Source organism: Delftia sp. GW456-R20 (assembly GCF_001622915.1).
Classification (GTDB): domain Bacteria; phylum Pseudomonadota; class Gammaproteobacteria; order Burkholderiales; family Burkholderiaceae_C; genus Comamonas; species Comamonas acidovorans.
This window is the reverse complement of sequence record NZ_LWCN01000004.1, coordinates 1,904,512-1,930,759: the sequence shown is the minus strand read 5'-3', so window position 1 is coordinate 1,930,759 and position 26,248 is coordinate 1,904,512. Positions and strand designations below refer to the sequence as shown.

The 26,248-nt window shown below is 67.5% G+C and carries 28 protein-coding genes; 12 read left to right on the top strand and 16 right to left on the bottom strand.

Features of this window, described 5'->3' with window-relative positions; all coding sequences use genetic code 11:
• The first annotated feature begins 60 nt into the window (after positions 1-60).
• From A4F85_RS13945 to A4F85_RS13940, 3 genes are all read left to right on the top strand, one after another.
• Entirely contained in the window at positions 61-351 is a 291-nt protein-coding gene (locus A4F85_RS13945; RefSeq protein WP_012204081.1) for an H-NS histone family protein, read from the top strand.
• 123 nt (positions 352-474) lie between these two features.
• Positions 475-654, top strand: a complete 180-nt coding sequence (locus A4F85_RS30640; RefSeq protein ID WP_156517025.1) for a hypothetical protein — start codon at positions 475-477, stop codon at positions 652-654.
• A 74-nt stretch (positions 655-728) separates the two neighbouring features.
• Positions 729-1,937, top strand: coding sequence for an FAD-dependent monooxygenase (locus A4F85_RS13940; RefSeq protein WP_013803678.1), 1,209 nt, complete (start codon positions 729-731; stop codon positions 1,935-1,937).
• Positions 1,938-1,955: 18 nt separating this feature from the next.
• On the opposite strand, the gene A4F85_RS13935 is transcribed toward A4F85_RS13940, so the two are convergent.
• On the bottom strand, positions 1,956-3,257 hold the full coding sequence (locus A4F85_RS13935) for an MFS transporter (RefSeq protein WP_063326911.1): 1,302 nt from the start codon (positions 3,255-3,257) through the stop codon (positions 1,956-1,958).
• Positions 3,258-3,348: 91 nt separating this feature from the next.
• The gene (gene kynA / locus A4F85_RS13930) at positions 3,349-4,224 is read right to left on the bottom strand and encodes a tryptophan 2,3-dioxygenase (protein WP_034391164.1); all 876 of its coding nucleotides are present in this window, start codon (positions 4,222-4,224) and stop codon (positions 3,349-3,351) included.
• A 163-nt stretch (positions 4,225-4,387) separates the two neighbouring features.
• Between kynA (A4F85_RS13930) and ada the strand changes: the two genes are divergently transcribed.
• Together ada and A4F85_RS13920 are read left to right on the top strand one after the other, a co-directional pair.
• Positions 4,388-5,308: a bifunctional DNA-binding transcriptional regulator/O6-methylguanine-DNA methyltransferase Ada gene (gene ada / locus A4F85_RS13925; protein WP_082848276.1), complete on the top strand. Its 921-nt coding sequence runs from the start codon at positions 4,388-4,390 to the stop codon at positions 5,306-5,308.
• Positions 5,305-6,291 carry a DNA-3-methyladenine glycosylase family protein gene (locus tag A4F85_RS13920; RefSeq protein WP_063326909.1) on the top strand — a complete coding sequence of 329 codons (987 nt, stop codon included), beginning with the start codon at positions 5,305-5,307 and terminating at the stop codon, positions 6,289-6,291. The genes ada and A4F85_RS13920 overlap by 4 nt, the downstream gene beginning before the upstream one ends.
• Before the next feature lie 17 nt (positions 6,292-6,308).
• On the opposite strand, the gene kynU is transcribed toward A4F85_RS13920, so the two are convergent.
• The 9 genes from kynU to A4F85_RS13875 all read right to left on the bottom strand — a co-directional run bounded on the left by kynU (position 6,309) and on the right by A4F85_RS13875 (position 15,442).
• Positions 6,309-7,613: a kynureninase gene (gene kynU / locus A4F85_RS13915; protein ID WP_063326908.1), complete on the bottom strand. Its 1,305-nt coding sequence runs from the start codon at positions 7,611-7,613 to the stop codon at positions 6,309-6,311.
• A gap of 75 nt (positions 7,614-7,688) precedes the next feature.
• A complete protein-coding gene (gene kynB, locus A4F85_RS13910; protein WP_043824042.1) occupies positions 7,689-8,318 on the bottom strand; it encodes an arylformamidase in 630 nt (209 codons plus the stop codon).
• Between the two features lie 4 nt (positions 8,319-8,322).
• Positions 8,323-9,720, bottom strand: a complete 1,398-nt coding sequence (locus A4F85_RS13905) for an amino acid permease (RefSeq protein ID WP_063326907.1) — start codon at positions 9,718-9,720, stop codon at positions 8,323-8,325.
• Between the two features lie 99 nt (positions 9,721-9,819).
• A complete protein-coding gene (locus tag A4F85_RS13900; RefSeq protein ID WP_063326906.1) occupies positions 9,820-10,605 on the bottom strand; it encodes a helix-turn-helix domain-containing protein in 786 nt (261 codons plus the stop codon).
• 12 nt (positions 10,606-10,617) lie between these two features.
• Complete coding sequence (locus A4F85_RS13895; RefSeq protein WP_034365336.1) at positions 10,618-11,238, bottom strand: LysE family translocator; 621 nt, start codon at positions 11,236-11,238, stop codon at positions 10,618-10,620.
• Between the two features lie 105 nt (positions 11,239-11,343).
• Positions 11,344-11,721 carry a RidA family protein gene (locus tag A4F85_RS13890; RefSeq protein ID WP_013803668.1) on the bottom strand — a complete coding sequence of 126 codons (378 nt, stop codon included), beginning with the start codon at positions 11,719-11,721 and terminating at the stop codon, positions 11,344-11,346.
• 161 nt (positions 11,722-11,882) lie between these two features.
• Positions 11,883-12,743: a tryptophan 2,3-dioxygenase gene (gene kynA, locus A4F85_RS13885; protein WP_012204093.1), complete on the bottom strand. Its 861-nt coding sequence runs from the start codon at positions 12,741-12,743 to the stop codon at positions 11,883-11,885.
• Positions 12,740-13,945, bottom strand: a complete 1,206-nt coding sequence (locus tag A4F85_RS13880; RefSeq protein WP_197485522.1) for an amino acid aminotransferase — start codon at positions 13,943-13,945, stop codon at positions 12,740-12,742. The genes kynA (A4F85_RS13885) and A4F85_RS13880 overlap by 4 nt, the downstream gene beginning before the upstream one ends.
• Positions 13,946-14,020: 75 nt before the next feature.
• The gene (locus A4F85_RS13875) at positions 14,021-15,442 is read right to left on the bottom strand and encodes an amino acid permease (protein WP_063326904.1); all 1,422 of its coding nucleotides are present in this window, start codon (positions 15,440-15,442) and stop codon (positions 14,021-14,023) included.
• Positions 15,443-15,580: 138 nt separating this feature from the next.
• Between A4F85_RS13875 and A4F85_RS13870 the strand changes: the two genes are divergently transcribed.
• Positions 15,581-16,051, top strand: a complete 471-nt coding sequence (locus A4F85_RS13870; RefSeq protein ID WP_012204096.1) for an Lrp/AsnC family transcriptional regulator — start codon at positions 15,581-15,583, stop codon at positions 16,049-16,051.
• Positions 16,052-16,075: 24 nt separating this feature from the next.
• Here the strand turns inward: A4F85_RS13870 and A4F85_RS13865 are convergent, their stop codons facing one another.
• The gene (locus A4F85_RS13865) at positions 16,076-16,396 is read right to left on the bottom strand and encodes a YkgJ family cysteine cluster protein (RefSeq protein WP_013803664.1); all 321 of its coding nucleotides are present in this window, start codon (positions 16,394-16,396) and stop codon (positions 16,076-16,078) included.
• A gap of 199 nt (positions 16,397-16,595) precedes the next feature.
• On the opposite strand from A4F85_RS13865, the gene A4F85_RS13860 reads away from it, so the two are divergent.
• Genes A4F85_RS13860 through A4F85_RS13850 form a run of 3 tightly spaced genes read left to right on the top strand, consistent with a single transcriptional unit; the run spans position 16,596 to position 19,089 of the window.
• Positions 16,596-16,937, top strand: coding sequence for a FeoA family protein (locus A4F85_RS13860; protein ID WP_063326903.1), 342 nt, complete (start codon positions 16,596-16,598; stop codon positions 16,935-16,937).
• Positions 16,934-18,880, top strand: a complete 1,947-nt coding sequence (gene feoB, locus A4F85_RS13855; protein WP_063326902.1) for a ferrous iron transporter B — start codon at positions 16,934-16,936, stop codon at positions 18,878-18,880. Before A4F85_RS13860 ends, feoB begins: the two co-directional genes overlap by 4 nt.
• A gap of 14 nt (positions 18,881-18,894) precedes the next feature.
• The gene (locus A4F85_RS13850) at positions 18,895-19,089 is read left to right on the top strand and encodes a hypothetical protein (RefSeq protein ID WP_043824054.1); all 195 of its coding nucleotides are present in this window, start codon (positions 18,895-18,897) and stop codon (positions 19,087-19,089) included.
• Between the two features lie 85 nt (positions 19,090-19,174).
• On the opposite strand, the gene argF is transcribed toward A4F85_RS13850, so the two are convergent.
• Positions 19,175-20,107 carry an ornithine carbamoyltransferase gene (argF, locus tag A4F85_RS13845; RefSeq protein WP_012204101.1) on the bottom strand — a complete coding sequence of 311 codons (933 nt, stop codon included), beginning with the start codon at positions 20,105-20,107 and terminating at the stop codon, positions 19,175-19,177.
• 10 nt (positions 20,108-20,117) lie between these two features.
• A complete protein-coding gene (locus A4F85_RS13840; protein WP_063326901.1) occupies positions 20,118-21,314 on the bottom strand; it encodes an aspartate aminotransferase family protein in 1,197 nt (398 codons plus the stop codon).
• Positions 21,315-21,664: 350 nt separating this feature from the next.
• Here A4F85_RS13840 and A4F85_RS13835 point away from each other — a divergent pair, with 350 nt between their 5' ends.
• Positions 21,665-21,982, top strand: a complete 318-nt coding sequence (locus A4F85_RS13835; protein ID WP_012204103.1) for a DUF3579 domain-containing protein — start codon at positions 21,665-21,667, stop codon at positions 21,980-21,982.
• 229 nt (positions 21,983-22,211) lie between these two features.
• Here the strand turns inward: A4F85_RS13835 and rpsT are convergent, their stop codons facing one another.
• Complete coding sequence (gene rpsT, locus A4F85_RS13830; RefSeq protein ID WP_012204104.1) at positions 22,212-22,505, bottom strand: 30S ribosomal protein S20; 294 nt, start codon at positions 22,503-22,505, stop codon at positions 22,212-22,214.
• A 180-nt stretch (positions 22,506-22,685) separates the two neighbouring features.
• On the opposite strand from rpsT, the gene murJ reads away from it, so the two are divergent.
• Entirely contained in the window at positions 22,686-24,251 is a 1,566-nt protein-coding gene (gene murJ / locus A4F85_RS13825; protein WP_063326900.1) for a murein biosynthesis integral membrane protein MurJ, read from the top strand.
• 58 nt (positions 24,252-24,309) lie between these two features.
• Positions 24,310-25,155, top strand: a complete 846-nt coding sequence (locus A4F85_RS13820; protein WP_012204106.1) for a SirB1 family protein — start codon at positions 24,310-24,312, stop codon at positions 25,153-25,155.
• Positions 25,156-25,185: 30 nt separating this feature from the next.
• Here A4F85_RS13820 and A4F85_RS13815 read toward each other — a convergent pair whose 3' ends face one another.
• Positions 25,186-26,244, bottom strand: coding sequence for an AI-2E family transporter (locus A4F85_RS13815; protein ID WP_012204107.1), 1,059 nt, complete (start codon positions 26,242-26,244; stop codon positions 25,186-25,188).
• Positions 26,245-26,248: the final 4 nt, after the last annotated feature.

Genomic DNA, 26,248 nt, shown 5'->3' with positions numbered 1-26,248 from the left:
GCCATGGGCTGATTATGTTTTTATAATGAAAGCTCTTAAACTACTTTCAAGGCGCATACCATGAGCTCTTACAAGGAACTGCTGAAGCAGCGACAGGAACTGGAGCAACAGATCCAGGAAGCACGCAAGCGCGAGCTTGCCGACGCCGTGGGACAGGTTCGCAACTTGATTGCCGAATATGGTCTGACTGCCGATGACGTGTTTCCTGCAGCTCGTGGTCGTACCGCTGGCACAACCGGCGCCAAAGTGGCTCCCAAGTACCGCGATCCCGCAACCGGCCAAACCTGGACCGGACGTGGCAAGCCGCCAAAGTGGATTCAGAATCAGGACCGTGAGAAGTTTGTCATCTGATTTTCCCGTCGCGCATGAAAGAGCCCGCCCAGTGCGGGCTTTTTTCATTGTCACGGCCATTTGTCAAAACATTGTCTCAGTTGAGAATCTCTATCATCTGAGGCGTAAAGTATGGATCCGTGTATGGACATTTCCAGAGCGGCGATGCAAAGGCCGATTTTTGGCCGCGCCGCACAGGTGATGGCGGGGCGATGTCCTTTATGGCAGTTTGGTGCGTGGCGGGATGCCCGTTTTTGGGATCTTGATGCGCCTCAATGCCTGGGGGATGCGCGCATGTTTCAGAAGATTCCGAGCATTCTTTGATTTTCTTCAGCGGTGTCCGACTTGAATAATCAGGCCCCGGCCGCCATGGGTGGCGGCAGGGGCACAATACGCACATGAACAAGCAGGTGTTGATTGCCGGCGGCGGCATTGGTGGCCTGGCCGCCGCCATCGGTGCGTCGCGGGCGGGTTGGGAAGTGCGTCTTTTCGAGCAGGCGCCCGCGCTCAGTGAAGTGGGCGCCGGAATCCAGATCGGTCCGAATGTCGTGCGGCGGCTTCAGGCCTGGGGCCTGCAAAAACCGCTGCAGCAGGTGGTGGCGCTGCCGGGCAGCCTGCGCGTGCGCAGCGCAGTCACCGGGCAGGAATTGGCGCACATGCCCTTGGGCAGCGAGTCCGTGCAACGCTATGGCGCGGCCTACGCCACCATCCACCGGGCCGATCTGCAGCAATTGCTGCGGGAAGCCGCTCAGACTTATCCGGGCATGCACCTGAACCTGGGCCAGCCCATCGAGAGCTTTTCCGAGACCGACGGCGTGGTCACCGTGCGCACCCGGGCCGGCAAGCTGATCGAAGGCGATGCCCTGGTCGCCGCCGATGGCGTGCGCAGCGTTCTGCGCCAGCAGTTGCTGGGCGACGGCCCGCCGCGTGTCACCGGGCACCTGGCCTACCGCGCCCTGGTGCACCAGGCCCAGTTGCCCAAGCGCCTGCGGGCCACCGATGTCACGGCCTGGCTGGGCTCGCGCATGCATGCCATCCAGTACCCCGTGCGCCGGGGCGAGCTGCAGAACCTGGTGATCATCATCCAGGGCCCGGCGCCCGAGGATCTGGCGAACTGGGACCATGCGGGCAATCTCGACGATCTGGTGCGGGTGCTGCAGGGCAGTTGCCCCCAGCTGCTGGACCTGGTCCAGCATGTGCCGGCGGCCGGTGGCGACTGGCGGCTGTGGCCGGTGGGGGACCGCCCGCCCGTGCAATCGGCCGCGCAGATGGCGCGCGGCGTGGTGGCCTTGCTGGGCGATGCGGCCCATCCCATGCGCCCCTATCTGGCCCAGGGCGCCGGCATGGCGATTGAAGATGCAGCCGAGCTGCAGCGCGCCCTGTCCATGCACGATCTCGACGTCAACATGCGCCTGCGCCGCTACGCGCTCAACCGCTGGCAGCGCAATGCGCGCGTGCAGGCGCGCTCGCAGCGCAATGGCCGCATCTTCCATGCCACGGGTCCCGTGCGCTGGGGGCGTGACCTGTCGCTGCGCCTGCTGGGCTCCCGGCTGATGGATCTGCCCTGGCTGTACCGTGGCGATGGCTCGGCCGCCAACGCCTTGTAGAGGCACAGACTCCGACCGCTAGGCGGCGGATGCCTGGCGCAGCAGCGGCGAGGAGGGCAGGAAACGGAACGCGGTTGACGCGCCCACCAGCGTGGCTGCAATCGAGATCATCACGGCCTTGTAGGGCTCCACGCCCCAGGCCTCGGCCCAGGCGGCGACCCAGCCCGTGAACCATTGCACCAGGGCTACGCCCAGGAACATGGCCATGGTGAAGAGCGACAGTGCGCGGCCGGTCATCTCTGGGGGGTAGGAAGCGCGCACATCGGCGTACTGCAGCACCGAATAGCCTGACAGCAGGCCCATGGCGAAGATCAGCGCCACATTGGTCCAGCCATGGTGCAAAAAGGCCATGAGCATGAACAGGCTGCCCATGAGCAGCGAGTAATTGGTGAGCCAGCGCCGGCGCCGTCCTGGGCCGGGGTCCATGCGCCCGAAAATCGCGGGGCTGAACAGCGAGATCATCGATACGACCAGCGCCACATTGCCGCTTTCCACCAGCGAAAAGCCATAGCGATGGATGAGCAGCGGCCCCAGCCACAGGCCGCGCAGCGCCAGAAACGATGCATAGCAGGCCATGGCCAGCAGGACGATGCCCAGCGTGTGCGGCAGCGTGAACAGCTCGGCCATGCGGCGTGCCGCCACGCCCCAGCTTTCCCGTGCGGCGGTCTGTGCTCCGCTGCGGGCGGGCTCGTGCACGCGCCACCAGATCAGCAGCCACGACAGGGCCGACATCACGGCCAGCAGCGCAAAGCCCGAGCGCCAGCCGAAATGCTGGACCAGCCAGGCCAGCGGCGTGCCTGTGAACAGCAGCCCCAGTCCGCCGACACCCATGCCCACGCCCGACAGAAAGGCAAAGCGGTCCATGGGAAAGTGGCGCGAGATGAACATGGTGCAGGCCAGAAAGGCGGGCGAGCAGCCCACGCCGATCAGCAACTGGCCCACCATCAGCCAGCCGTAATTGGGTGCGGCGGCGGACAGTGCCGACCCCGCAATCGCCAGCGGAAACGACAGCAGCACCGTGCGCCGCAGGCCGTAGAGGTCCATGCCGATGCCCATCAGCAGCTGGGCCACGCCGAAGGACAGGCCGAACAGGCCGGCGAAGGCGCCCAGCGACTGGGCCGTGAGCCCGAAATCCTGCTGCAGACCCGTGGCCATGACCGAGGTGATGGTGCGAAAGGCCTGGCTCAGCGCAAAGGCCGAGAGCAGGGACAGCAGCATGGCCCACAGCAGCTGGCTGCGCGGCGGCGGTGCTGCGGTGGAGGTCTGCGAAGCCTCTGTGTGTATGTTGTTGTGTGGGGGCTGTTGTGGCGCTGCGGACACGGTATTTCTCCTGGCGCCGCAGCTTACCTGTTTGCGCGCCTGCGCGCTGTCGCCACCGCAGCGGCCTGCCGTCGGTGGCGCCCGCCAGTTCTTATAGCTCGGTGCGCAGCGCCCAGATTTCGGGGAACAGCACCACGTCCAGCATCTTGCGCAGATAGCTGACGCCGCCGGTGCCGCCCGTGCCGCGCTTGAAGCCGATGACGCGCTCCACGGTCGTCAGATGGCGGAAGCGCCAAAGGCGGAAGGCGTCCTCGATGTCGGCCAGCTTTTCGCCGAGCTGGTACAGGTCCCAGTGCTTGTGGGGATCGCGGTAGACGGTGATCCAGGCCTGCTTGACGCCCTCGCTGGCCTCGTAGGGCTGGGTCCAGTCGCGCTCCAGCCGGTCGGCGGGCACGTCGATGCCTTCGCGCGCCAGCAGCTGCAGGGATACGTCGTAGAGCGAGGGCGAACGCCATGCCGCCTCCACCTGGGCCAGCAGGTCGGGCCTGTGGGCATGGGGCTGGAGCATGGCGGCGTTCTTGTTGCCCAGAGAGAACTCGATGCAGCGGTACTGGTAGCTCTGGAAGCCGCTGGAGTTGGCCAGGTAGGGGCGCATGGCCGTGTACTCGGGCGGGGTCATGGTGGACAGAACGGTCCAGGCGCTGACCAGTTGCTCCATGATGCGGCTCACGCGGGCCAGCATCTTGAAGGCGTCGGCACGCGTGCCGCCTGCGATGGCGGCCGTGGCGGCTCGGACCTCATGCAGCATCAGCTTCATCCACAGCTCGCTGGTCTGGTGCTGGATGATGAACAGCATCTCGTCATGCGCGGGCGACAGCGGATGCTGTGCCGTGAGGATCTGGTCCAGGTGCAGGTAATCGCCATAGCTCATGGACTGGCTGAAGTCCAGCTGGGCGCGCTCCTCTTTGACGATGGATTCGGTGCGGCCGGGGCTGTTCATGGGGCAGCCGGAGTGTTCGGTGGTCATGTGGGAGTCTCGCAAGTCTCGACGCGGAAAATGCAGGGCGCAGCGTAACCGAATCCCGCGCTGAAATCCTGCGGGTTGCAAGAAGCGGGATGCGCGGGTGCTCCGGGCTGCGTAGAGTAGGGCATCCGATGACCCAGAAAGACATGCCGTGTCCAACCAAGCCATGAATCAAGCCAGCAATGCCACTGCCAACCCCACGGCCCTGGTGGCCCGATGCTGCCGCTGGCTGGAGACCGAGGAGCCCCCACCCGCCCTGGGCCAGCTGGCCGAACGCTCGGGCCTGAGCCCCTGGCAACTGCACCGATTGTTCAAGCAGGCCACGGGCCTCACGCCCAAGGCCTATGCCAAGGCCCATCGCGCGCATGCCCTGCGCGCGGCGCTGCAGCCGGGCCAGAGCGACTCGGTCACCGATGCGGCCTACTCCAGCGGCTATGCGGCCAGCAGCAGTTTCTACCGCGACGCAGGCGCCATGCTGGGCATGGCGCCCGGCGACTACCGGCGCGGCGGCATGCGCCAGACCATCCGCTTTGCCGTGGCCGAATGCACTCTGGGCAGCATCCTCGTGGCCAGTACCGAGCGCGGCGTGTGCTGCGTGCTGCTGGGCGACGACGCCGAGGCCCTGGTGCAGGACCTGCAGCAGCGCTTTCCGCTGGCCGAGCTGGTGGGCGGCGATGCGGGCTTCGAGCACACCGTGGCCCAGGTCGTGGCCCTGGTCGAGCAGCCGCGCCGCGGCCTGGCGCTGCCGCTGGATGTGCAGGGCACGGTCTTCCAGCAGCGCGTGTGGCAGGCGCTGTGCGCCATTCCGGCTGGCCAGACCCTGAGCTACTCGGAACTGGCCCTGCGCCTGGGCATGCCCACGGGCGCGCGCGCCGTGGCCAGCGCCGTCGCTGCCAACCCGATTGCCGTGGCCGTGCCCTGCCACCGCGTGGTGCGCAACGACGGCAGCATCTCCGGCTACCGCTGGGGCGTGGAGCGCAAGCGTGCCCTGCTGCTGCGCGAGGCGCGCCAAGCGCAGGAGGCCGCTGGCCGGGAGACAGGGCGGGAGAGCGGCCGAGCCCCGCTGCGCCAGGCCGGCAAGGCATGAGCGGGCGGCGTGGCGGCCACAGCCATGGCGCAGAGCAGCAACTGACGCTGCCGGCCGGCTACCGCATGAACGAGTTCTGGGGCTTTCACCGGCGCGATGCCCAGCGCCTGTCCGAATGCGATCTGCAGGACGGCGACACCATCCGCATGCACAAGGGCCTGATGTGGAAAGGCCTTCCCACGCTGCTGACCCTGGAGCTGACGCAGCATTGCGAAGAGGCGGCCGTGGTGCAGGCCCGATGGCGCCTGCCCGCCGGTGCAGGCGCCATCACCGGCATGGACGATGTGCTGGCCGCCATGCTGCGGCGCATGTTCGGACTGTCCCAGGATGTGGGCGAATTCGAGCGCCGTTTTGGCCGCCATGCGCGGCTGGGACCGCTGCTGGCGCGCCAGCGTGGCCTGCATGTGCCCGCGGCCTGCACGCCCTGGGAGGCGCTGAGCTGGGCCGTCACCGGGCAGCAGATCAGCGTGGCGGCAGCCGTGTCGCTGCGCCGCCGCCTGATCGCCGCAGCCGGCCAGCCGGTGGCGCTGCACGATGGCCATGCCGACGCGCCGCAGCAGCTGTGGTGCATGCCGGAGGCCGCCCAGCTGGCACAGCTCGGTGAGGAGGATTTGCGCGCAGCCGGCTTTTCGCGGAGCAAGACGCACACGCTGCGCCTGCTGGCCCAGGCCGTGCAGTCGGGTGAGTTGCCGCTGGACGACTGGGCGGCCCTGCCTGAACTGCCGGTGGCCGAGATCCGCGAGCGGCTGCTGGCCCTCAAGGGCATAGGCCCGTGGACCGTGAACTACATGCTGCTGCGCGGCTATGGCCACCTGGACGGCCCGCTGCACGGCGATGTCGCCGTGCGCCGGGCCCTGGCCCTGCTGCTGAAGACGGACGCCATGGACGCGGTGCAGACCGAGTTGTGGCTGCGGGACTTCGCGCCCTGGCGCGCCCTGGTCGCGGCCCATCTCTGGGCCTCGCTGTCGTCCACGGCGTTCTGAGCGCCGGGCCTCAGGCTTCAGGTCACCGCATTGACGCGGTTGAACTCCGGCTTGCGCCATTCGCCCGATTCCAGCACCTGGCGCAGGTGTTCCACGGCATGCCAGACATCTTCGAATCCCACGTACAGCGGCGTGAAGCCGAAGCGCAGGATGTCCTTGTGCAGGCCCGTGCCGTCGCCCTTGCGGAAGTCGCCGATCACGCCGCGCGCGATCAGCGCCTGCACGATGGCATAGGCGCCGCTGTCCTTGCCGTCCACGCCCAGTCCCTCCTCGCGCGTGAGGCAGACCTGGGAGCCGCGCCGGCCGTGCTCGCGCGGCGTGGCCAGGCCCAGGCCGTGGCCCTGGCAGCGTTCCTCGACCAGGGCGATGAACAGGTCGGTCAGCGCCAGCGACTTGTTGCGCAGCGCGTCCATGCCGCCCAGCGGCTCCACGGCCGTGAACACGTCCAGGCCGCACTGCAGCACGCTCAGGCTGACCATGGGCTGGGTGCCGCACAGGTAGCGCTGTATGCCCTGGGCCGGGTGGTAGTCCGGCACGAACTTGAAAGGCTCGGCATGGCCGAACCAGCCCGACAGCGGCTGCCAGAAGCGGTTGATCAGGCGCGGGTTGGCCCAGACAAAGGCCGGCGCACCCGGGCCGCCGTTGAGGTACTTGTAGCTGCAGCCGATGGCGAAGTCGGCATTCGCGCCCTTGAGATCGACAGGCACGGCGCCTGCGCTGTGGCACAGGTCCCAGACGCAGAGAATGCCCTTGCCCTGCGCGGCAGCCGTCACGGCAGCCATGTCGTGCATGGCGCCCGTGCGGTAGTTGACATGGGTGAGCATGCAGATGGCCACCTCGTCGGTCAGCGCGCCGGCAATTTCCTCGGGTTCGAGCAGCACCAGCTCCAGGCCGTATTCCTGGCAGACCGACTGGGCGATATAGAGGTCGGTGGGGAAGTTGCTGCGCTCGCTGATCAGGCGCTTGCGCTGCGGCGCGTCCTCGCGCGCGATGCGGGCCGCCGCTGTCAGCACCTTGTAGAGGTTGATGGAGGCCGTGTCGGTGAACACCAGCTCACCCGCGCCCACGCCCAGCCAGGGGGCGAACTGGTCGCCCAGGCGCTGGGGCAGGCTGATCCATCCGGCATCGTTCCACGAGCGGATCAGGCCCTGCGCCCATTCCTGCTGCACCACCTCGGCCACGCGCGCGGCGGCGGCGCGGGGGCTGGCGCCCAGCGAATTGCCGTCAAGGTAGATCACGCCTTCGGGCAGCGTGAATTGGTCGCGCAGGGCGCGCAGCGGGTCTTGCGCATCGAGGGTGAGGCAGTCTTGCAGGCTCGTCACGGGGTCTCCTTGGGTATCGAAAAGGCGAAAAGGCGAAAAGCGCGGGCAGGGCCGGCGCCGCAATGCGGGCAGGGATCAGGCCAGGGCGCGCAGCACGGCGCGCACGGGCGAGGCATCGGCCTCGACCAGCTTGAGCGGCAGGGCGATGAGCTCGTAGTCGCCCTCGGCCACCTCGTCCAGCACCAGGTTCTCCAGCACGCGCAGGCCGCGCCGGCGGATCACCTGGTGGCTGTCCAGGCTCTTGCTGCTGGCCGGGTCGATGCTGGCCGTGTCTATGCCGATGAGCTTCACGCCCAGGTCGGCCAGCCGCTCGACCGTGGCCGGTGCATAGGCGGCCAGTTCCTGGTCCCAGGTGGTGGGGGCGCGCTCGTAGGTGCGCACCAGCACGCGTGCCGGAAGATGCTCCACGGCGTGGGCGATGTGCTCCCATTCGACCAGCGGTCCCTTGCCGATGGCGTGGATCACGCGGCAGGGGCCGAGGAAGGCGTCGAGATCCACGTTGCCGATGGATGCCCCGTCGGCGTCATAGTGCAGCGGTGCATCGGCATGCGCTCCCACATGGGGCGACAGCGTGATGGCGCTGACATTGACCGGGCAGCCCGGCCCGATGGTGGCGCACCACTGCTGGCTGTAGGCCGTGTCGCCGGGAAAGACGGGGCTGGCGGCCTGCACGGCCGGGGAGATGTCCCAGAGTCTGCGGGTCATGGTTTCACTCCTTCGGGGCGGTTCGGGCGGCCTGTGCGCGGGGCCGGTACCACAGCGCGTACACCAGGGCCAGCAGGCCCAGGAAGGGCAGGCCCGTGAGCAGCGTCATGTGGAAGACCTCGGTGAAATAGGTGGTGACGATCACGCCCAGCATCAGCGCGGCGCCGGCCAGCGTGAACAGCGGAAAGCCCCACATGCGGAACTGCAGGCGCTGGCCCGGATGCTCGCGCGACCAGCGCGCGCGGAAGAACAGATGGGTCACGAAGATCATGAACCAGGTGAACATGGCGCCGAACATGGACACGGACATCATCCACAGCAGCGAGCCCTCGGGCTTCCACAGGTTCACGGCCACGGCCACGGCTATGCCCAGGCAGGAGATGGCAATCGCCGCCACGGGCACGCCGCGGCTGTTCAGCCGCCCGAACACCGAGGGCGCATAGCCGCCGCGCGACAGGCTGAACATCATGCGCGAGGTCACATACAGCTGGCTGTTCATGGCCGACAGCGCGGCCACCAGCACCACGAAGTTGATGATGCTGGCAGCGCCCGGGATGCCGATGATCTCCATCACCTTCACGAAGGGGCTCTTGTCCGTGCCGGCCTGCTGCCAGGGCACGATGGCCAGCATCAGCGCGATCGTGGCCAGGTAGAAGATCACCAGGCGCGCCATGGTGGTGCGAAAGGCCCGGGTGATGGCGCGCTTGGGGTCCTCGGCCTCGCCGGCCGCCACGGCCACGGCCTCCAGGCTCAGGTAGCTGAAGATGGCGATGATCACGGCCACCCAGGTGCCCCACAGGCCCTTGGGGAAGAAGCCGCCATCGGCCGTGTAGTTGAAAAAGCCGATGCCCTGGGGCTGCGAGCCGAACACCACCCAGGCGCCGATCAGGATGAAGGCCACGATGGCGATGATCTTGACCATGGAAAAGCCGTACTCCACCTGGCCGAAGGCCTTGACGCTGCTGGCGTTGACGGCCACCAGCGCGCCCGAGAACACCAGCACCCAGATCCAGCGCGGCACGTCCGGGAACCAGTAGCCCATGTAGATGCCGATGGCCGTCACCTCCATGCCCACGGCCAGCACCACGGCGGCCCAGTAGGCATAGCGGACCATGAAGCCGGCCAGCGGGCTGATGTAGTGCTCGGCATAGGCGCCGAACGAGCCCGAGGTCGGGTGGGCCACCGTCATCTCGGCCAGGCAGCCCATGAGCAGCAGCGAGATCAGCGCGCCGATGGCATAGCTGACCAGCACGCTGGGCCCGGCGAAGCCGATGGCGAAGGCGCTGCCCATGAACAGGCCGGTGCCGATGGCGCCGCCAATGGCGATCATCACCATCTGGGCGGCGGACAGCTGCTGGCGCAGGCCGGTTTCTCGTTGCTGAATGTCTTGGAAGGCGGCCATGGTGCGCGGCAGGTGGGGGCTGAAAGCGGAAGGCGTAAGTATCTGCGCTTTCACCGCCGGCCCCGGGCTGGCCGCTGCAAAACCATGGGAGGGTCCGGCTCAGGCGCCGCGTGCGTAGCAGCCCGGCGTCAGCGCATGGTGGGCCTTGAAGGCGCGCTGCAGGTGCGCCTGGTCGGCAAAGCCCATGGCATAGGCTGCATCGGACAGCGCTGCGCCCGTGGCCAGCAGGCGGCGCGCGCCGTTGATGCGCAGGTTCAGGCGGTAGCTGCCGGGCGTCATGCCCGTGGCGGACTTGAAGCGGCGGATGAAGCGCGTGGCGCTCATGCCGCATTCCTGCGCCAGGGACTGCACGGTCAGGCCCGCATCGGGTCCCGCATGCAGGCGTTGCAGTGCAGGCGCCAGGGCGGCCGCATCGCCTGGCAGGGGTGCGGCTGCGGGCTGGGCGCAATGGTCCAGCAGGTGCTCCAGGCCCAGGGCCAGGCGGTCGGCGGCCGCCGTGCCATCGACGGGGCGGCACAGGCCATCCACCAGGCTGGCGATGTCCGCATCCGTGAGCGTGCGTCGGGGAAAGCGCAGCGCGGCCACGCCCAGCCGCGCGTGCAGCCAGCCGGCATCGACAAACAGCATGCGGTAGGACCACGGCGCGCCGGGGTCGGGATTGCAGGCATGCCAGGCGCCGGGCTCGATCAGCACCACGCCGCCCGCCTCCACAGGCTGCGGGCCGTGGGCATGGTGGAACACGGTGCGACCGGCGTCCACGATGCCTATCGAATACTCGGCATGCATGTGCAGCCGAAAGCAATGCGGCGAGCGCGCACTGTCGCGCAGCTCGGCCCAGGGGGCGGCCGGATGGCGGTGGAATCGGTGGGGAGAGGTTGAAGTCATGGCGGCCAGCCATCATGCCAGCATGGCCGCCACGCTGGCGACCAGCAGCAGGGCCAGCAGGCGGTGGAACAGGCGCTGGCGGCGTTCGGTGCGCAGCCAGCCCGAAAGCAGCTGCCCCAGCAGCGCCCAGCTGCCGACCCCCACCAGGCAGGCCAGCAGCGAAATGGCGCAAAACTGCAGGAGCGCCCACGGCGCATTCGCGTGGGGCAGCACGAACAGGCCCACGCCGGCCAGCGCCACCAGCCAGGCCTTGGGGTTGAGCGTCTGCACGGCCGTGCCCTGCAAAAGTGCCTGCAGCAGGGCCTGCAGCGTGCGCTGCGATCCGGCCTGCTGCTGCGCACCGGCCTGGCCCACAGGCGCATTGGCCAGCCGCCAGGCCAGCCACAGCAGATAGGCGGCGCACAGCCACTGTGCGGCCGCAGACAGTTGCGGCAGCGTCTGCAGCAGCCACTGTGCGCCCTGGCCCATGACCCAGACCACGGCCGCATAGCTGGCGCTGGCGCCCAGCACATAGGCGGCAGAGACCAAGCGCGAGCGGGCTGCGCCGTGGCGCAGGGCCAGCACATTGACGGGGCCGGGCGTGATGGCGCCGACGAGGGTGAAGACGCCCATGGCGAGCAGCGAGGAGGACATGAGATTTCGCGCGGACGCAGGACTGCACAAGGCCCGCAGTCTCGTCCCGCACGCCGCCCCTGTATTGAACGCAATTGCGGGGCGCCGGCATGTCCGTCACATCCTCTAGGGGAGCATGGCGTAGGCCACGATCTCCAGTTTCATGCCCGGCACCACCAGCGCCGAAATCCCCATGCTGGAGCGGTTGGGATAGGGCGCCTCGAAGAACTCGCGGTACACGGCGTCGATGGCCGGCATGTCGGCCACGTCGGTCATGTAGATCAGCACCTGGGTCACATGCGCCAGCGTGCCGCCTGCGGCCTGCAGCGCGTTGCGCAGGTTGGTGAAGGTCAGGCGCGCCTGCTGTTCGATGGGGCCGGTGTCGATGCTGCCGTCGGGCCGCACGGGGCCGTGGGCCGTGAACAGCATCTGGCCGCTGGCCTTGACGGCCCAGGAGAAGGGCTGCTTGAGCGGCGGCAGTCCCACGTCGATGATTTGCTTCATGGATTTCCTTGTGTTTTGACTACATGCGAAGGCATGGTGTTCTTGCGTCGGAAACTTGGCGCGGCCCATCGGCGGACGCCGAGCAAGGGCCGTCCCGCAGCGATGGTGTCGTCCCGCGCCCGCGCAGCGAGAGCGGGGGAAGCGGCAAAGCCGCTCAGGGGTCACAGTTTCGTTCTCACGGACCAGATTTCGGGGAACAGCACCACATCCAGCATCTTGCGCAGGTAGCTGACGCCGCCGGTGCCGCCCGTGCCGCGCTTGAAGCCGATGACGCGCTCCACCGTGGTCACATGGCGAAAGCGCCACAGGCGGAAGGCGTCCTCGATGTCGGCCAGCTTTTCGCCGAGCTGGTACAGGTCCCAGTGCGACTGCGGGTCGCGGTAGACCTGCGCCCAGGCGGCCTCGACCTCGGGGCTGGCCGTGTAGGGCAGGGTCCAGTCGCGCTCCAGGTGCCCGGCAGGAATGGCCAGCCCCTGGCGTGCCAGCAGGCGCAGGGCCTCGTCGTACAGGGAAGGTGCGCGCCATGCGGCATCCACCCGGGCCAGCAGGTCGGGCCGGTGGGCATGGGGCTGGAGCATGGCGGCATTCTTGTTGCCCAGCGCGAACTCGATGCAGCGGTACTGGTAGCTCTGGAAGCCGCTGGAGCTGGCGAGATACGGTCGCATGGCCGTGTACTCGGTAGGCGTCATGGTGGCCAGCACGGACCAGGCGCCTACCAGCTGCTCCATGATGCGGCTCACGCGGGCCAGCATCTTGAAGGCATCGGCATGGCGGTCGGCCGCCACGGCGGCCGTGGCCGCGCCCAGCTCGTGCAGCATCAGCTTCATCCACAGCTCGCTGGTCTGGTGCTGGATGATGAACAGCAGCTCGTCATGCGTGGGCGACAGCAGTTGCTGGGCGCCCAGGATGGCGTCCAGCTGCAGATAGTCGCCATAGCTCATGGACTGGCTGAAATCCAGCTGCGCCCTTTCCTCGGCGACGATGCGCTCGGTCAGGCCTCCATGGACGGGGCAGCCGCTCATTGCGGTGCCTCCAGCACCGTGGCAATGGCGTCGGCCACGTACTGCACGTTGGCGCCGGACAGGCCCGACATGCACATGCGGCCCGAGCGGATCAGGTACACGCCGTGCTCGTCGCGCAGGCGGTGGACCTGGGGCTCGCTGATGCCTGTGTAGCTGAACATGCCGCGCTGGGTCAGCAGGAAGCCGAAGTCGCGCCGCTCGCCAAAGCGTTCATGCAGCGCGCCGTGCAGCTGGGCGCGCATGTCCTTGATGCGGCCGCGCATCTGCGCCAGCTCCTGTGCCCATTGGGCGCTCAGTTCGGGCGACGCCAGCACCTGCTGCACCAGGCGCGCGCCGCGAGTGGGGGGCGAGGAATAGCTGCTGCGCACCGTGGCCTTGAGCTGGCCCAGCACATTGCCGGCCGTGGCCGCGTCGCTGCAGACCACGCTGAGGCCGCCCACGCGTTCGCCATACAGCGAGAAGTTCTTGGAAAACGAATTGGCCACGAAGGCCTGGGCGCCCGCATCGGCCAGCGCGCGCACGGACCACGCGTCTTCATCGAGCCCATCGCCAAAGCCCTGGTAGGCCATGTCCACGAAGGGGATCAGGCCGCGCTCCACGATCACGGGGATGAGTTGCTGCCACTGCTCGCGCGACAGGTCCACGCCCGTGGGGTTGTGGCAGCTGGCATGCAGCAGCACCACGCTGCCCGAGGGCAGGCCGCGCAGCGTCTGCAGCATGGCGTCGAAGCGCAGGCTGCCCGTGGCCGCGTCGTAGTAGGGGTAGCTGTGGGTGCGCAGGCCCGCGCCCTGGAAGATGGCCAGGTGGTTGTCCCAGGTGGGATCGCTGAGCCAGACCTCGGCGTCGGGGAAATAGTGCTTGATGAAGTCCGCGCCCAGCTTGAGCGCGCCCGAGCCGCCCAGGGTCTGCACGGTGGCGATGCGCTGCGCGCGCACGGCCTCGTGCTCAGCGCCGAACACCAGGTTCTGCACCAGCTGGCGATAGGGAGCAATGCCTTCGATGGGCAGGTAGCCGCTGGGGCTTTGCTCGCGGGCCAGGGCATCGCCAGCCTGGCGCACGGAGTCCAGCACGGGCAGGCGGCCGGCCTCGTCGAAATACAGGCCGATGCTCAGGCTGACCTTGTCGGTGCGCGGGTCCTGCTGAAAGGCTTCCATCAGCGACAGGATGGGATCTCCGGAGTAGGGCGGGACGTGGCTGAACATCGAGGCGCGGGCGGTATCGAGGGGGGCAAGAGTCGTCATGTTTCTAAGGGAGGGAGAAAAACGGGAGGCCGGATGTCACCGGGCCTGGGCCTGGGTTGGGGTATTGGCTTGAGAAGCGGCTGCGGTCTGGTCGGCCGGCTTGCGGTACCAGATGGCGTAGATGGCGCCCAGCAGCAGCAGGAAGGGCAGGCCGGTGAGCACGGTCAGGCGAAACACGTCGGTGAACAGCGTGGACACCAGGGCGGCCAGCATCAGCGCCGCGCCCAGCAGCGTCAGCACCGGAAAGCCCCACATGCGGAAGGCCAGCGGCTGGTTGCCCTGGCGCACCCAGTGGATGCGGAAGAACAAGTGGGTCACGAAAATCATGAACCACGTGAACATGGCGCCGAACATGGCCACGGCCATCATCAGCATGAAGGACTGCTCGGGATTGATGATGTTGAACAGCGTGGCCACGGCAATGCCCAGGCAGGACAGCAGCAGCGCCGGCAGCGGCACGCCGCGCGAGTTCACGCGGCCCAGCACGGCGGGCGCATGGCCGGCGCGCGAGAGGCTGAACATCATGCGGGTGGTGATGTACAGCTGGCTGTTCATGGCCGACAGGGCAGCCACCAGCACCACGAAATTGACCACGCTGGCCGCGCCGGGCAGGCCGATGATCTCCATCACCTTCACGAAGGGGCTGCCGTCCTTGCCGGCGGCCGACCACGGCACGATGGCCAGCATCAGCGCAATCGTGGCCAGGTAGAACACCACCAGGCGCACCATGGTGGAGCGGAAGGCGCTGGTGACGGCGCGCTGCGGGTCCTTGGCTTCGCCGGCGGCCACGGCGATCATCTCGATGCTCAGGTAGCTGAAGATGGCGATGATCACGCCCACCCAGGTGCCCCACAGGCCGTTGGGGAAGAAGCCGCCGTTGTTGACGTAGTTGGCAAAGCCCACGCCGGCCGGGCGGGTGCCGAACACCACCCAGGCGCCGACCACGATGAAGGCCACGATGGCGATGATCTTGATCATGGAGAAGCTGTACTCCACGGCGCCGAAGGCCTTGACGCTCATCATGTTCACGCCGATCAGCGCGCCCGAGAAGATCACCACCCAGGCCCAGCGCGGCACCTCGGGGAACCAGTAGCCCATGTACAGGCCCACGGCCGTCACCTCGGTGCCCACGGCCAGCACCACGCAGGCCCAGTAGGCATAGCGCACCACGAAGCCAGCCCAGGGGGCGATGTAGTGCTCGGCATAGGCGCCGAACGAGCCCGAGGTCGGGTGGGCCACCGTCATCTCGGCCAGGCAGCCCATCAGCAGCAGCGAAATCACCGCGCCGATGGCATAGCTGATCAGCACGCTGGGCCCGGCGAAGCCGATGGCAAAGCCGCTGCCCAGGAACAGGCCGGTGCCGACGGCACCGCCGATGGCGATCATGGTCATCTGTCCGGCAGACAGCTGCTGTTGGAGTCCGGCTTCGCGCTGGACGATGTCTTCGAAGGCTGGCATGGGTTGTTGTCTCCGTTGCTGTGGGGGGCTTCGGAGGCGGATGCTAGTTACGGCCTTCGCAGGGCGTTTAGTAGTTATCCCTAAATGCGCTTGATCTTGGATAAGTTATTCTGTGAAACATGAATTCATAGGTGGTTTATGTCAATCGAGATCGACAGAACGGACCGGCTGCTGATCCGCGCCCTGCAGGACAACGCGCGGCTGACCTCGGGCGAATTGGCGCAACGCGTGCACTTGTCGCAATCGCCGTCGTGGCGGCGCATCAAGCGGCTGGAGGATGAGGGCGTGATCACCGGCTACCACGCCGCGCTGAGCCGGCGCGCCATCGGCTTTGGCGTGCTGGCCTTCGTGATGGTGGGCATAGACCATCAGAACGAGGAGTCATCGCGCCACTTCCAGGAAGCGGTCTGCGCCATCCCCGAGGTCGTGATGTTCCACGGCATCTCGGGGCCGGAGGACTTCCTGCTGGTCGTCGTGGCGCGCGATCTCGATGCCTATTCGGACCTGCTGCTCACCCGCCTGCATCGGCTGCCCGGCGTGCGCCAGGTGCACACGCATTTCTCGCTGCAGGAGTTCAAGGGGCAGCTGGCGGGGCTGCCCGTGGAATAACGGCTGGTGGCGCCTGGCTGGTTGCTACAGCAGGCCGCTGTCCAGCGCCTGCATGCCATGGCGCACGCGCACGCGGTTGCAGGCATCGCTGCCGGCCGCAAATTCGCGGCAAGGCGAGGGCCGCCACTCGTAGATGCCGCAATGGGCCTTCTCGCCCACCTTGCCCACCAGCGCTGCGCAGCGCGGGCGCGACCAGTCCGTGCCGCGCATGCGGCAGGTGTGGTCGGTGACTTCCTCGATCAGCCCGGCCGGCACGCGGCCGCCATGCTCCTGCGACTCATGCACGGAAAAGTCCACGCGAAACGACGCGCAGCAGGCGCCGCAGCTCAGGCAGGGATGGGTCATGGCGTGGGCAAGCAGGTGCAGGTGCGGATCGTGGGAGCGCGATTGTCGCGCGCACGCGTGCGGGGCGCCTGGAACCGGCCAAAAACCATGACGGCCATTTGGCAAGACCCTGCCTCTTACTCCGATACCATGCGCGGGCTTCCCACGGGGATTCGATCAAAATCAAAATGAGAATAAAAATCAGTTGATACAACACGCCATGCATTCGATGAATCCCGGGACGGACGCCACGGCTCCGTCCGCACTGTCCGCGCCTCCCAGCTCTCCAAGCCCGGCCACCGCTGCGGCCATCACCCTGGATGCGCTGCCGCGCCAGGTTCCGGCGCGCGTGGTCGAACTCCATGCGGCGCGCGATGCCGTCGAGCAGGAACTGCTGCTGCGCCTCATGGAAATCGGTTTCCTGCCGGGCGAGCCCGTTCGCATCCTGGCCGCAGGCTTTCCGGGCGACGACCCGCTGGCCGTGCGCGTGGGCCAGGCCACATTCGCACTGCGCCGCCATGAGGCGGCTCTGGTGCGCGTGGCGCCGGAGGCGGTGGCATGAGCGCGTCGTCCTCTCCCAAACTCATCCAGCCGCTGCAGCCTGCCCAGGGTGGCGGCGGCGGCAGCGGTGATTCCGCACTGCGCCTGGCCTTGCTGGGCAACCCCAACTGCGGCAAGACAGCCTTGTTCAACCTGCTGACCGGCGCACGCCAGAAGGTGGCCAACTACGCGGGCGTGACCGTGGAGCGCAAGGAAGGCTGGCTGAGCACGGCCAGCGGCCGGCGTGTGCGCTTGCTGGACCTGCCGGGCACCTACAGCCTGCACGCCCACAGCGAGGATGAACGCATCACGCGCGACATCGTCTCGGGCCGCCACGCGCGCGAGGCGCCTCCCGAACTGCTGGTCTGCGTCACCGACGCCACCCACCTGCGGCTGAACCTGCGCCTGGTGCTGGAAGCCCAGCGCCTGGGCCTGCCCATGCTGCTGGTGCTCAACATGAGCGACATGGCCAGGCGCCAGGGCATCGATATCGACCGCGAGGCGCTGTCACGCGCCCTGGGCATGCCCGTGCTGTCCACGGTGGGCGTGCGCCAGGACGGCGCGCGCGAACTGCTGCAATGGCTGGACGGCCCCGAAGCCCGCGCCCTGGCAGCGCCGCAGCTGCAGGCTCCGGCCCGCCCGGGCGATGCGCGCGAGCAGGTGCTGGCCCTGCACCAGCAGGTGGCCAGCATCATGGCCGACTGTGTCAAGGAGCCCGTGGTGGACACCCGGCGCGACGACCGCATCGACGCCGTGGTGCTGCACCCGCTGTGGGGCATGCTGCTGCTGGCGGCCACGCTGTTCCTGATGTTCCAGGCCGTGTTCAGCTGGGCGCAGCCGCTGATGGACGGCATCGAGGGCGGCGTTTCGGCCGTCTCGGCCCTGGTCAACGAGCACATGCCCGAAGGCGCGCTGCGCAGCCTGCTGGCCGACGGCGTGATCGCGGGCACCGGCGCCGTGCTGGTCTTCCTGCCGCAGATCCTGATCCTGTTCCTGTTCATCCTTGCACTCGAGGACTCGGGCTACCTGCCGCGTGCCGCCTTCATGCTGGACCGCATCATGGGCAAGGTCGGCCTGTCGGGCCGCTCCTTCATTCCGCTGCTGTCCAGCTTCGCCTGCGCCGTGCCCGGCATCATGGCCACGCGCTCCATCACCAGCTGGCGCGACCGCCTGGTGACCATCATGATCGCGCCGCTGATGACCTGCTCGGCGCGCCTGCCGGTCTATGCGCTGCTGATCAGCGCCTTCATTCCCGAGCGCACGGTGGGCGGCATCTTCAACCTGCAGGGCCTGGTGCTGTTCGCGCTGTACGTGGCCGGCATCGCCAGCGCCATGGCCGTGGCCGGCGTGGCCAAGTTGGCAGGCCGCAGCGCCGGACCCACGCCGCTGCTGATGGAACTGCCCTCCTACCGCTGGCCCAGCCCGCGCAGCCTGGCCCTGGGCCTGTACGAGCGCGCCATGATCTTCCTGCGCCGCGTGGGCGGCATCATCCTGACCGTGAGCATCGTGCTGTGGTTCCTGGCCAGCTACCCGGCGCCGCCCGATGGCGTCACCGAAGCGGCCATCCGCTACAGCTTTGCAGGCCGCATCGGCGGCTGGCTGGAGGTGGTGCTGGCGCCGATCGGCTTCAACTGGCAGATCGCCATCGCCCTGGTGCCCGGCATGGCCGCGCGCGAGGTGGCCGTCAGCGCCATGGGCACGGTCTATGCCCTGTCCGCCGCCAGCGACGAGGCCATGGCCGAGCAACTGGGCCCGCTGATCGCCCACACCTGGTCTATGGCCACGGCGCTGTCGCTGCTGGCCTGGTTCGTGTTCGCGCCCCAGTGCATCTCCACGCTGGCCGCCGTGCGGCGCGAGACCAACGGCTGGCGCTATCCGCTGTTGATGACCGGCTATCTGTTCGCGCTGGCCTACCTTGCCAGCTTCATCACCTACCGCGTGGCCATCGCATTGGGCGCGGGCTGAAAGGAGCACGGACCATGTGGCAAAACATCATCGTGGGTCTGATAGTGGCCCTGGCCGGCGTGTCTCTGGTCTGGCGCTATCTGCCCGCGCGCTGGCGCCAGAAGGCCGGGCAGATGCATCCGGCACTGGCGCCCAAGGATGCGGGCGGCTGTGGCGGCTGCAGTGCCTGCGGCGGGGACAGTTGCGCACCGGACAAGCGGGGACCGTAAGGCCACGGCTCGAGCTTCCGCCGGGAAAAAAGAATGCCTGCAGGCGCAAAGCCTGCAGGCATTCTTTTTTGAGCGGACTGCGTTGTCAGTTCGGCTGGCGGCCCAGCAGCAGGTACTCCATCAGAGCTTTCTGCACATGCATCCGGTTCTCCGCCTCATCCCAGACCACGGACTGCGGCCCGTCGATGACCTCGGCCTCCACTTCCTCGCCGCGGTGGGCGGGCAGGCAGTGCATGAACAGGGCATCGCCACGTGCGGCGGCCATCATTTCGGCGTCCACGCACCAGTCGGCAAAGGCCTTCTTGCGGGCTTCGTTCTCGGCCTCGTAGCCCATGCTGGTCCACACGTCGGTGGTCACCAGGTCGGCGCCCTTGCAGGCGTCCAGCGGGTCCTTGAAGACCTTGTAGCAGCCCTCGCGCGGGGTCTTGCCGCCAAAGGCCAGCTTCTCGTCCACCTCGTAGCCGCCCGGCGTGCTGACGTGGACGGTGAAGCCCAGCAGGTCGGCCGCCTGCAGCCAGGTGTTGGCCATGTTGTTGCCGTCGCCGACCCAGGCGACGGTCTTGCCCTGGATCGAGCCGCGGTGCTCGATGAAGGTGAAGATGTCGGCCAGGATCTGGCAGGGGTGGAACTCGTTGGTCAGGCCGTTGATGACGGGAACGCGCGAGTATTCGGCAAAGCGCACGATCTTGTCCTGGCCATAGGTGCGGATCATCACCAGGTCGGTCATGCGGCTGATGACGCGTGCGCTGTCCTCGATGGGCTCGGCGCGGCCCAGCTGGCTGTCGCCCGTGGTCAGGTGGACCACCGAGCCGCCGAGCTGGTACATGCCCGCCTCGAAGCTCACGCGGGTGCGCGTGCTGGCCTTCTCGAAGATCATGGCCAGCGTGCGGTCGCTGAGCGTGTGGTGCTTTTCGTAGCCCTTGAACTTCTTCTTGATCAGGGCCGCGCGTTCGAGCACATAGGCGTACTCGTCGGCCGTGAAGTCGGAAAACTGCAGATAGTGCTTGATGGCAGTCATAGGCAGGTACTCATTCGGACAGGAATTGCACGATCAGGGGCTTGAGCTTGGCGACCACTTCGTCGGCTTCGGCCTCGGTCATGATCAGCGGCGGCACCAGGCGCACCACGGTGTCGGCGGTCACGCTGAACAGCAGGCCGGCTTCGGCGCCACGGCCCAGCAGGGCGCCGCAGGGCTTGTTCAGCTCGATGCCGATGATCAGGCCCTGGCCGCGCACATCGACCACGCCCTTGACGTCGGCCAGTTCCTTTTGCAGCGTGGCCTTCAGGTGGTCGCCCACCTGGGTGGTGTGGGCGAGCAGGCCGTCCTCTTCCATGATGCGGATGGTTTCGATGCCCGCACGCATGGCCAGCGGATTGCCGCCGAAGGTGGAGCCATGGTTGCCCGGCTGCAGCACGGTGGCCGCCTTGCCATGGGCCACGACGGCGCCGATGGGCACGCCCGAGCCCAGGCCCTTGGCCAGGGTCATCACGTCGGGGATGATGCCGGCCCACTGGTGGGCGAACCACTTGCCCGTGCGGCCCATGCCGGCCTGGACTTCGTCGAACATCATCAGCCAGCCGTTGGCATCGCACAGTGCGCGCACCTGCTGCATGTACTCGATGCGCATGGGGTGCAGGCCGCCTTCGCCCTGGATGGGCTCCATCATCACGGCCACCACGTCGGGGTTGCCGGCCGTGGCCTGCTGCAGCGCCTCGTAGTCGTTCACCGGCACGCGCAGGAAGCCGTCGAGCAGGGGGCCGAAGCCGTCGCGCACCTTGGGGTTGCCCGTGGCCGTCATGGTGGCGATGGAGCGGCCGTGGAAGGCATGCTCGTAGACCACGATCACCGGCTTGGCGATGCCCTTGTCCACGCCGTACTTGCGCGCGATCTTGATGGCGGCCTCGTTGGCCTCCAGGCCCGTGCTGCAGAAGAAGACATTGGTCATCTTCGAGCGCTCGGTCAGCAGCTTGGCCAGCGTTTCCTGGCCGGGCACGTGGTAGTAGTTGGAGGTGTGGATGAGCTTGGCCACCTGGTCCTGCAGCGCAGGCACCAGCTTGGGGTGGTTGTGGCCCAGCGTGTTCACTGCAATGCCGCCCAGCGCATCGAGGTACTGCTTGCCGTTGACGTCCCACACGCGGCAGCCCTGGCCTCGCTCCAGAGCGATCGGTACGCGGCCATAGGTGTTCATCACGTGGGGCGAGGCAGCCTCAATGAAAGCGGTCATTGCAAAAATCTCCTGAGCTGGAAAGTAAACGGCATCCGGGCGTTGCCGCCGCAGATGCCTGAAAAACAGCGAAGCCCGATTCTAGGGGCCGCGCGATGGCCTACCGTTGCGGTTTGCGCATCACAGCCATGCAATGAACCTACGCCACACTTGGGTAGTGCGCTGCAACAAGGCCTCAGCTCTTATATAAGAGATAAAATGCCAGCTTGGCCTGCTGGCAGCGATCCTGCCTGTGGGCTCTGACTTTTTTGAAGGACTTGCGCAAGCAGGATGTGGCAGGGCGCCGTGCCCCTTGGCAGGTCGCCTGTGTTGTTCCTTGTTGCGCAAGTCGTATTTTGGCGTGCATCCTGATGGTCTCTCCCTCCAGCAAAGAACTGTTCATCCAGGGCATCACCCACGAAGGCAAGACTTTCCGGCCCAGCGACTGGGCTGAGCGGCTGGCAGGCGTCATGAGCCAGTTTCGCCCCGGTGGTGCCCAGCGCGGCAGCCACCTGAGCTACTCGCCCTGGTGTGTTCCCACAACGCTCAATGGCGTCAAGTGCGTGGTCGTGCACCGCGACCTGCGCGACTACGAGCCCATGGCCTGGGATTTCTGCCTGAACTTCGCCAAGGACAACAACCTGCAGGTTGCCGAGGCCTGCCTGATACCGGACGAGCCGGCCCGCTGAGGCCGGCTTCTTTTTTTGCGGGTCGTTCCCGTCCGATGTGAAGCGCGCCTGGGGTGCGTTTTTTTTCGCCTGTGCTCCGGAGGGTGGGGCTTTTTTGGTGGGACATGCGGATGCAGGAGCATCGTTCAGGCACAAAAAAACCGCCCGAAGGCGGTTTTCTCGTTCGCTGACAGCGCACCCGTTACAAACGGCAGATGGCCGGAGCCATCCGTGCGGTTGCCTAATTGGATTAGGCGGCGGCCAGGGCCTTGACCTTGGCGGACAGGCGGCTCTTGTCGCGAGCGGCCTTGTTCTTGTGGAAGATGCCCTTGTCGGCGATCGTGTCCAGAACGGATTGGGCTGCGGCAAACAGTTCGGTTGCCTTGGCCTTGTCGCCAGTCAGAACGGCCTTTTCGACCTTCTTGACGGCGGTGCGGTACTTAGAACGCAGCGAGGTGTTGGCTGCGTTGAGCTTGGTGTCCTGGCGGACGCGCTTGCGGCCGGAGGCGAGACGGGGGTTCTTCTTTGCGGGCTTGGATGCCATGATATGTGTTCCTAGTGTCTGAGGATGTTGTCGGCGAAGCGCGGGATTATAGCACGCAGCCCGGACAGGGCCTTGAGGGCCCAGGCCGCGCGGGCCGGCCTGTTGCAACGGAGTGCAAGAGCGGCCAGGCCCGCCTGGCGCGCCGGCCGGCGGGGCATGCCAGCGCATACACTCCCCACGGTGTCACTGTTCAAAGCCGCCTCCACCGTTTCCCTGCTGACGCTGGCCTCCCGTATCACCGGGCTGGTGCGCGATCTGCTCATGGCCTCCATGTTCGGAGCCAATGCGCTGACCGATGCGTTCAATGTCGCCTTCAGGATTCCCAATCTCTTTCGGCGGCTGTTCGCCGAGGGGGCCTTCAGCCAGGCCTTCGTGCCGGTGCTGGCCGCCAGCAAGGCCAAGGAGGGGGACGAGGCCACGCGCACGCTGATCTCGCACGTGGCCACGCTGCTGTTCTGGGTGCTGCTGGTGACCTGCGTGCTGGGCGTGGTCGGCGCGCCGCTGCTGGTCTGGCTGCTGGCCAGCGGCCTGCGCCAGTCGCCCGAGGGCTATGACGCCGCCGTGCTGATGACACGCTGGATGTTCCCCTACATCGGCTTCATGTCGCTGGTGGCGCTGTCTGCCGGCGTGCTCAATACCTGGCGGCGCTTTGCCGTCTCGGCCGCCACGCCGGTGCTGCTGAACCTGGCCATGATCGCCGCCGCCTTCTGGGGCGCGCCCTGGCTGCAGGCGCGCGGCATCGAGCCCATCTATGCCATGGCCGGTGGCGTGATGCTGGGCGGCGTGCTGCAGCTGGCGGTGCAACTGCCTGCGCTGGCGCGCCTGGGCCTGCTGCCGCGCATCGGCTTTTCGCCAGCTGCGCTGCGCCAAGCCTGGGCCGAGGCCGGCGTGCGCCGCATCCTCAAGCTGATGGCGCCGGCCCTGCTGGGCGTGGGCGTGGCCCAGGTCTCGCTGATGATCAACACCCAGATCGCCTCCTATCTGCAACCGGGCAGCGTGACGTGGCTGTTCTATGCCGACCGGCTCATGGAGTTTCCGACGGCGCTGCTGGGCGTGGCGCTGGGCGTGGTGCTCACTCCCCAGCTGGCCGCTGCCAAGGCGGCCGACGACTCGGAGCGCTACTCGGCCATGCTGGACTGGGGGCTGCGCCTGGTGGTGCTGCTGTCCGTGCCGTGCGCCGTGGGCCTGCTCACTTTTGCCGAGCCGCTGGTGGCCACGCTGTTCCACCGCGGTGCGCTGCAGGACAGCGACGTGGGCCAGATCGCCTTGGCGCTGGTCGGCTACGGCGCAGGCCTGGTGGGCCTGGTGGCCATCAAGGTGCTGGCGCCAGGCTACTACGCCAGCCAGGACATCCGCACGCCCGTCAAGATCGCCATCGTGGTGCTGGTCATCACCCAACTGCTCAACCTGGTCCTGGTGCCCTTCATGGCGCATACCGGCCTGGCGCTGTCCATCGGCCTGGCAGCCCTGGTCAATGCGGGCTGGCTGCTCTGGGGTCTGCTGCGCCGGGGCGTCTACCGTCCCAAGCCGGGCTGGGGCCGGCTGGGCTTGCAGGTGGTCGCGGCCAGCAGCCTGCTGGCCGTGCTGCTGACCTGGGGCAGCCAGCATTTCGACTGGATCGCGCTGCGTGCCAACGGCTGGCAGCGTGTGGGCCTGCTCGCCGCGCTGATGGCCGCCTCGGTGCTGCTGTACTTCGGTGCGCTGTGGGCGGCGGGGCTCAAGCTGCGCGCACTGCTGCGGCGCTGAGAGGCATCGCCCAAACCCGCATAATTGCAGGCTTGGGCGCTGCAATATACAAAGCATCATGAGCTGGAGTTACGAAGACACGCCAACGGCCCTGCAATACTTTGCAGCGCTGGTGCAAAGCGATGACCACCTGCCGTTGATGGAGGCGGCAATCAGCATCGCCCAGGATGCCGTGCCCGATCTCGACCTGCAGGCAGCCAGCGCCGAGCTGGACCGGCTGCAGGTGCGCCTGCTCCAGCGCCTGGCCGGCGAAACCGATTCGCTGCAGCGCCTGCGCGTGCTCAACCAGTTCTTCTATGGCGAGCTGGGCTTTGGCGGCAATCTCAACGATTACTACGACCCGGCCAACAGCTACATCCACCATGTGCTGCAGACGCGGCGCGGCATTCCCATCAGTGTGGCGCTGATCTGGCTGGAGCTGGCTGCGGCCATCGATCTGCCGGCACAGGGCGTGAGCTTTCCCGGGCATTTCCTGGTCAAGCTGCGCCTGCCCCAGGGGCAGGTGGTGATGGACCCGCTGAGCGGTGAATCCTTCTCGGCCAACAGCCTGGCCGAGCGGCTGGAGCCCTTCTGGCAGAACGCCGGCCTGTCCGCCGAGGAGGCGGCTCCGCTGGGCATGTACCTGCAGGGCGCATCGCCGCGCGACATTCTGGAGCGCATGCTGCGCAATCTGCAGGAGATCCACCATGCGCGGCGCGACTGGCCGCTGCTGGTGGCCGTGCTCAACCGGCTGGCCGTGCTGCGGCCCGACATGCCGGAGATCTTCCGGGACCGGGGGCTGGCCTATGCGCAGTGGGGAGTGACCGAGCGTGCGCTCGAAGACCTGGAGCGCTTCCTGCATTCCCAGCAGGGCGCGCAGGCCGTGGCCGTGCGCGAGGTGATCCGGCGGCTCAGGGGCCTGTAGCGGCAGCAACCCCCAGGGTCGGAGCGCTGCTCAGACCAGCCGGACGGCTTCCAGCTCTTTCTTGAGATAGGCGTAGAACAGCGGCGCCGCCACCAGGCCTGCGGGGCCGAACACCGACTCGGCCACGAACATCACGGCCAGCAGCTCCCACACGCCCATGTGCGTGCGCTGGCCCACCACCTTGGCGTTGATCACGTACTCGGCCTTGTGGATCAGGATCAGAAAGCCCAGGCAGGCCGCGGCGGCCACCGGGGAGACCGACAGCCCCACGATGGTGATCACCGCATTGCACAGCAGGTTGCCCACGATGGGCACCAGGCCCGCGATGAAGGTCAGCGTGATCAGGGCTGGCGTGTAGGGCAGGGTCAGGTTCCAGTGCGGCAGCACGCCCAGCAGGAAGATGGCCGTCAGGAAGGTGTTGAAGGCCGCAATCCAGAACTGCGCCGCCACGATCTGGCGGAAGGCCAGCCCCATGAGCCGGATGCGTTCGCGCAGCGCAGCCACCAGGGGCGGGCGGCGCGTGGTGATGGGGCGCACGGCGGCCAGCGCGCCGATGATCAGGCCCACATAGGCGTACAGCAGGCCGGTAAGCCAGGCGCGGCCCGCATGGGCCAGGGCGCCGGCCTTGGCCGCCAGGTAGCTGGCCAGCAGGTGCTGGATTTCCTGCGCGCCGTCCGGCAACTGGTCGGCCATGTCGGCGGGCAGCTTGTCACGCAGCTCCAGCACCGTGTGGGCCAGATAGTCGAGCAGCTCGCGGTACTGCTGCGGCGCGTCGGTGATGTAGGTGCGTGTATGCGAGAGCGCGCCGCTCAGCAGGGCCAGCGGCGCAAGAATGACGATGGTGGCTGCCACCAATTGGGTCCAGCGCGGCAGCGAGCCGCGCCGGGCCTTGGGCTGGGCCCGTGCCAGCAGCCCTGCAAGGGCGCGCGTGACCAGAAAGCCCACGCAGACGCACAGCATGCCCGGCAAAAGGCCCTGCCACATGATCAGCAGCAGGGCGCCTGCCATCAGCACATAGCTGGAAAGCGTCACGCCGCGCGTGGGCGCGGGCTGCGGGGAGATGATGGGCGAGGGCAGGTGCTGGGTCATGCGC

Coding starts and splice junctions, on each gene's coding strand:
- A4F85_RS13945 (WP_012204081.1), top strand. CDS start 61: ATGAGCTCTTACAAGGAACTGCTGAAGCAGCGACAGGAACTGGAGCAA.
- A4F85_RS30640 (WP_156517025.1), top strand. CDS start 475: ATGGACATTTCCAGAGCGGCGATGCAAAGGCCGATTTTTGGCCGCGCC.
- A4F85_RS13940 (WP_013803678.1), top strand. CDS start 729: ATGAACAAGCAGGTGTTGATTGCCGGCGGCGGCATTGGTGGCCTGGCC.
- kynA (WP_034391164.1), bottom strand. CDS start 4,224: ATGACCACCGAACACTCCGGCTGCCCCATGAACAGCCCCGGCCGCACC.
- ada (WP_082848276.1), top strand. CDS start 4,388: ATGAATCAAGCCAGCAATGCCACTGCCAACCCCACGGCCCTGGTGGCC.
- A4F85_RS13920 (WP_063326909.1), top strand. CDS start 5,305: ATGAGCGGGCGGCGTGGCGGCCACAGCCATGGCGCAGAGCAGCAACTG.
- kynB (WP_043824042.1), bottom strand. CDS start 8,318: ATGACCCGCAGACTCTGGGACATCTCCCCGGCCGTGCAGGCCGCCAGC.
- A4F85_RS13905 (WP_063326907.1), bottom strand. CDS start 9,720: ATGGCCGCCTTCCAAGACATTCAGCAACGAGAAACCGGCCTGCGCCAG.
- A4F85_RS13900 (WP_063326906.1), bottom strand. CDS start 10,605: ATGACTTCAACCTCTCCCCACCGATTCCACCGCCATCCGGCCGCCCCC.
- A4F85_RS13895 (WP_034365336.1), bottom strand. CDS start 11,238: ATGTCCTCCTCGCTGCTCGCCATGGGCGTCTTCACCCTCGTCGGCGCC.
- A4F85_RS13890 (WP_013803668.1), bottom strand. CDS start 11,721: ATGAAGCAAATCATCGACGTGGGACTGCCGCCGCTCAAGCAGCCCTTC.
- kynA (WP_012204093.1), bottom strand. CDS start 12,743: ATGAGCGGCTGCCCCGTCCATGGAGGCCTGACCGAGCGCATCGTCGCC.
- A4F85_RS13880 (WP_197485522.1), bottom strand. CDS start 13,945: ATGTTCAGCCACGTCCCGCCCTACTCCGGAGATCCCATCCTGTCGCTG.
- A4F85_RS13875 (WP_063326904.1), bottom strand. CDS start 15,442: ATGCCAGCCTTCGAAGACATCGTCCAGCGCGAAGCCGGACTCCAACAG.
- A4F85_RS13870 (WP_012204096.1), top strand. CDS start 15,581: ATGTCAATCGAGATCGACAGAACGGACCGGCTGCTGATCCGCGCCCTG.
- A4F85_RS13865 (WP_013803664.1), bottom strand. CDS start 16,396: ATGACCCATCCCTGCCTGAGCTGCGGCGCCTGCTGCGCGTCGTTTCGC.
- A4F85_RS13860 (WP_063326903.1), top strand. CDS start 16,596: ATGCATTCGATGAATCCCGGGACGGACGCCACGGCTCCGTCCGCACTG.
- feoB (WP_063326902.1), top strand. CDS start 16,934: ATGAGCGCGTCGTCCTCTCCCAAACTCATCCAGCCGCTGCAGCCTGCC.
- A4F85_RS13850 (WP_043824054.1), top strand. CDS start 18,895: ATGTGGCAAAACATCATCGTGGGTCTGATAGTGGCCCTGGCCGGCGTG.
- argF (WP_012204101.1), bottom strand. CDS start 20,107: ATGACTGCCATCAAGCACTATCTGCAGTTTTCCGACTTCACGGCCGAC.
- A4F85_RS13840 (WP_063326901.1), bottom strand. CDS start 21,314: ATGACCGCTTTCATTGAGGCTGCCTCGCCCCACGTGATGAACACCTAT.
- A4F85_RS13835 (WP_012204103.1), top strand. CDS start 21,665: ATGGTCTCTCCCTCCAGCAAAGAACTGTTCATCCAGGGCATCACCCAC.
- rpsT (WP_012204104.1), bottom strand. CDS start 22,505: ATGGCATCCAAGCCCGCAAAGAAGAACCCCCGTCTCGCCTCCGGCCGC.
- A4F85_RS13820 (WP_012204106.1), top strand. CDS start 24,310: ATGAGCTGGAGTTACGAAGACACGCCAACGGCCCTGCAATACTTTGCA.
- A4F85_RS13815 (WP_012204107.1), bottom strand. CDS start 26,244: ATGACCCAGCACCTGCCCTCGCCCATCATCTCCCCGCAGCCCGCGCCC.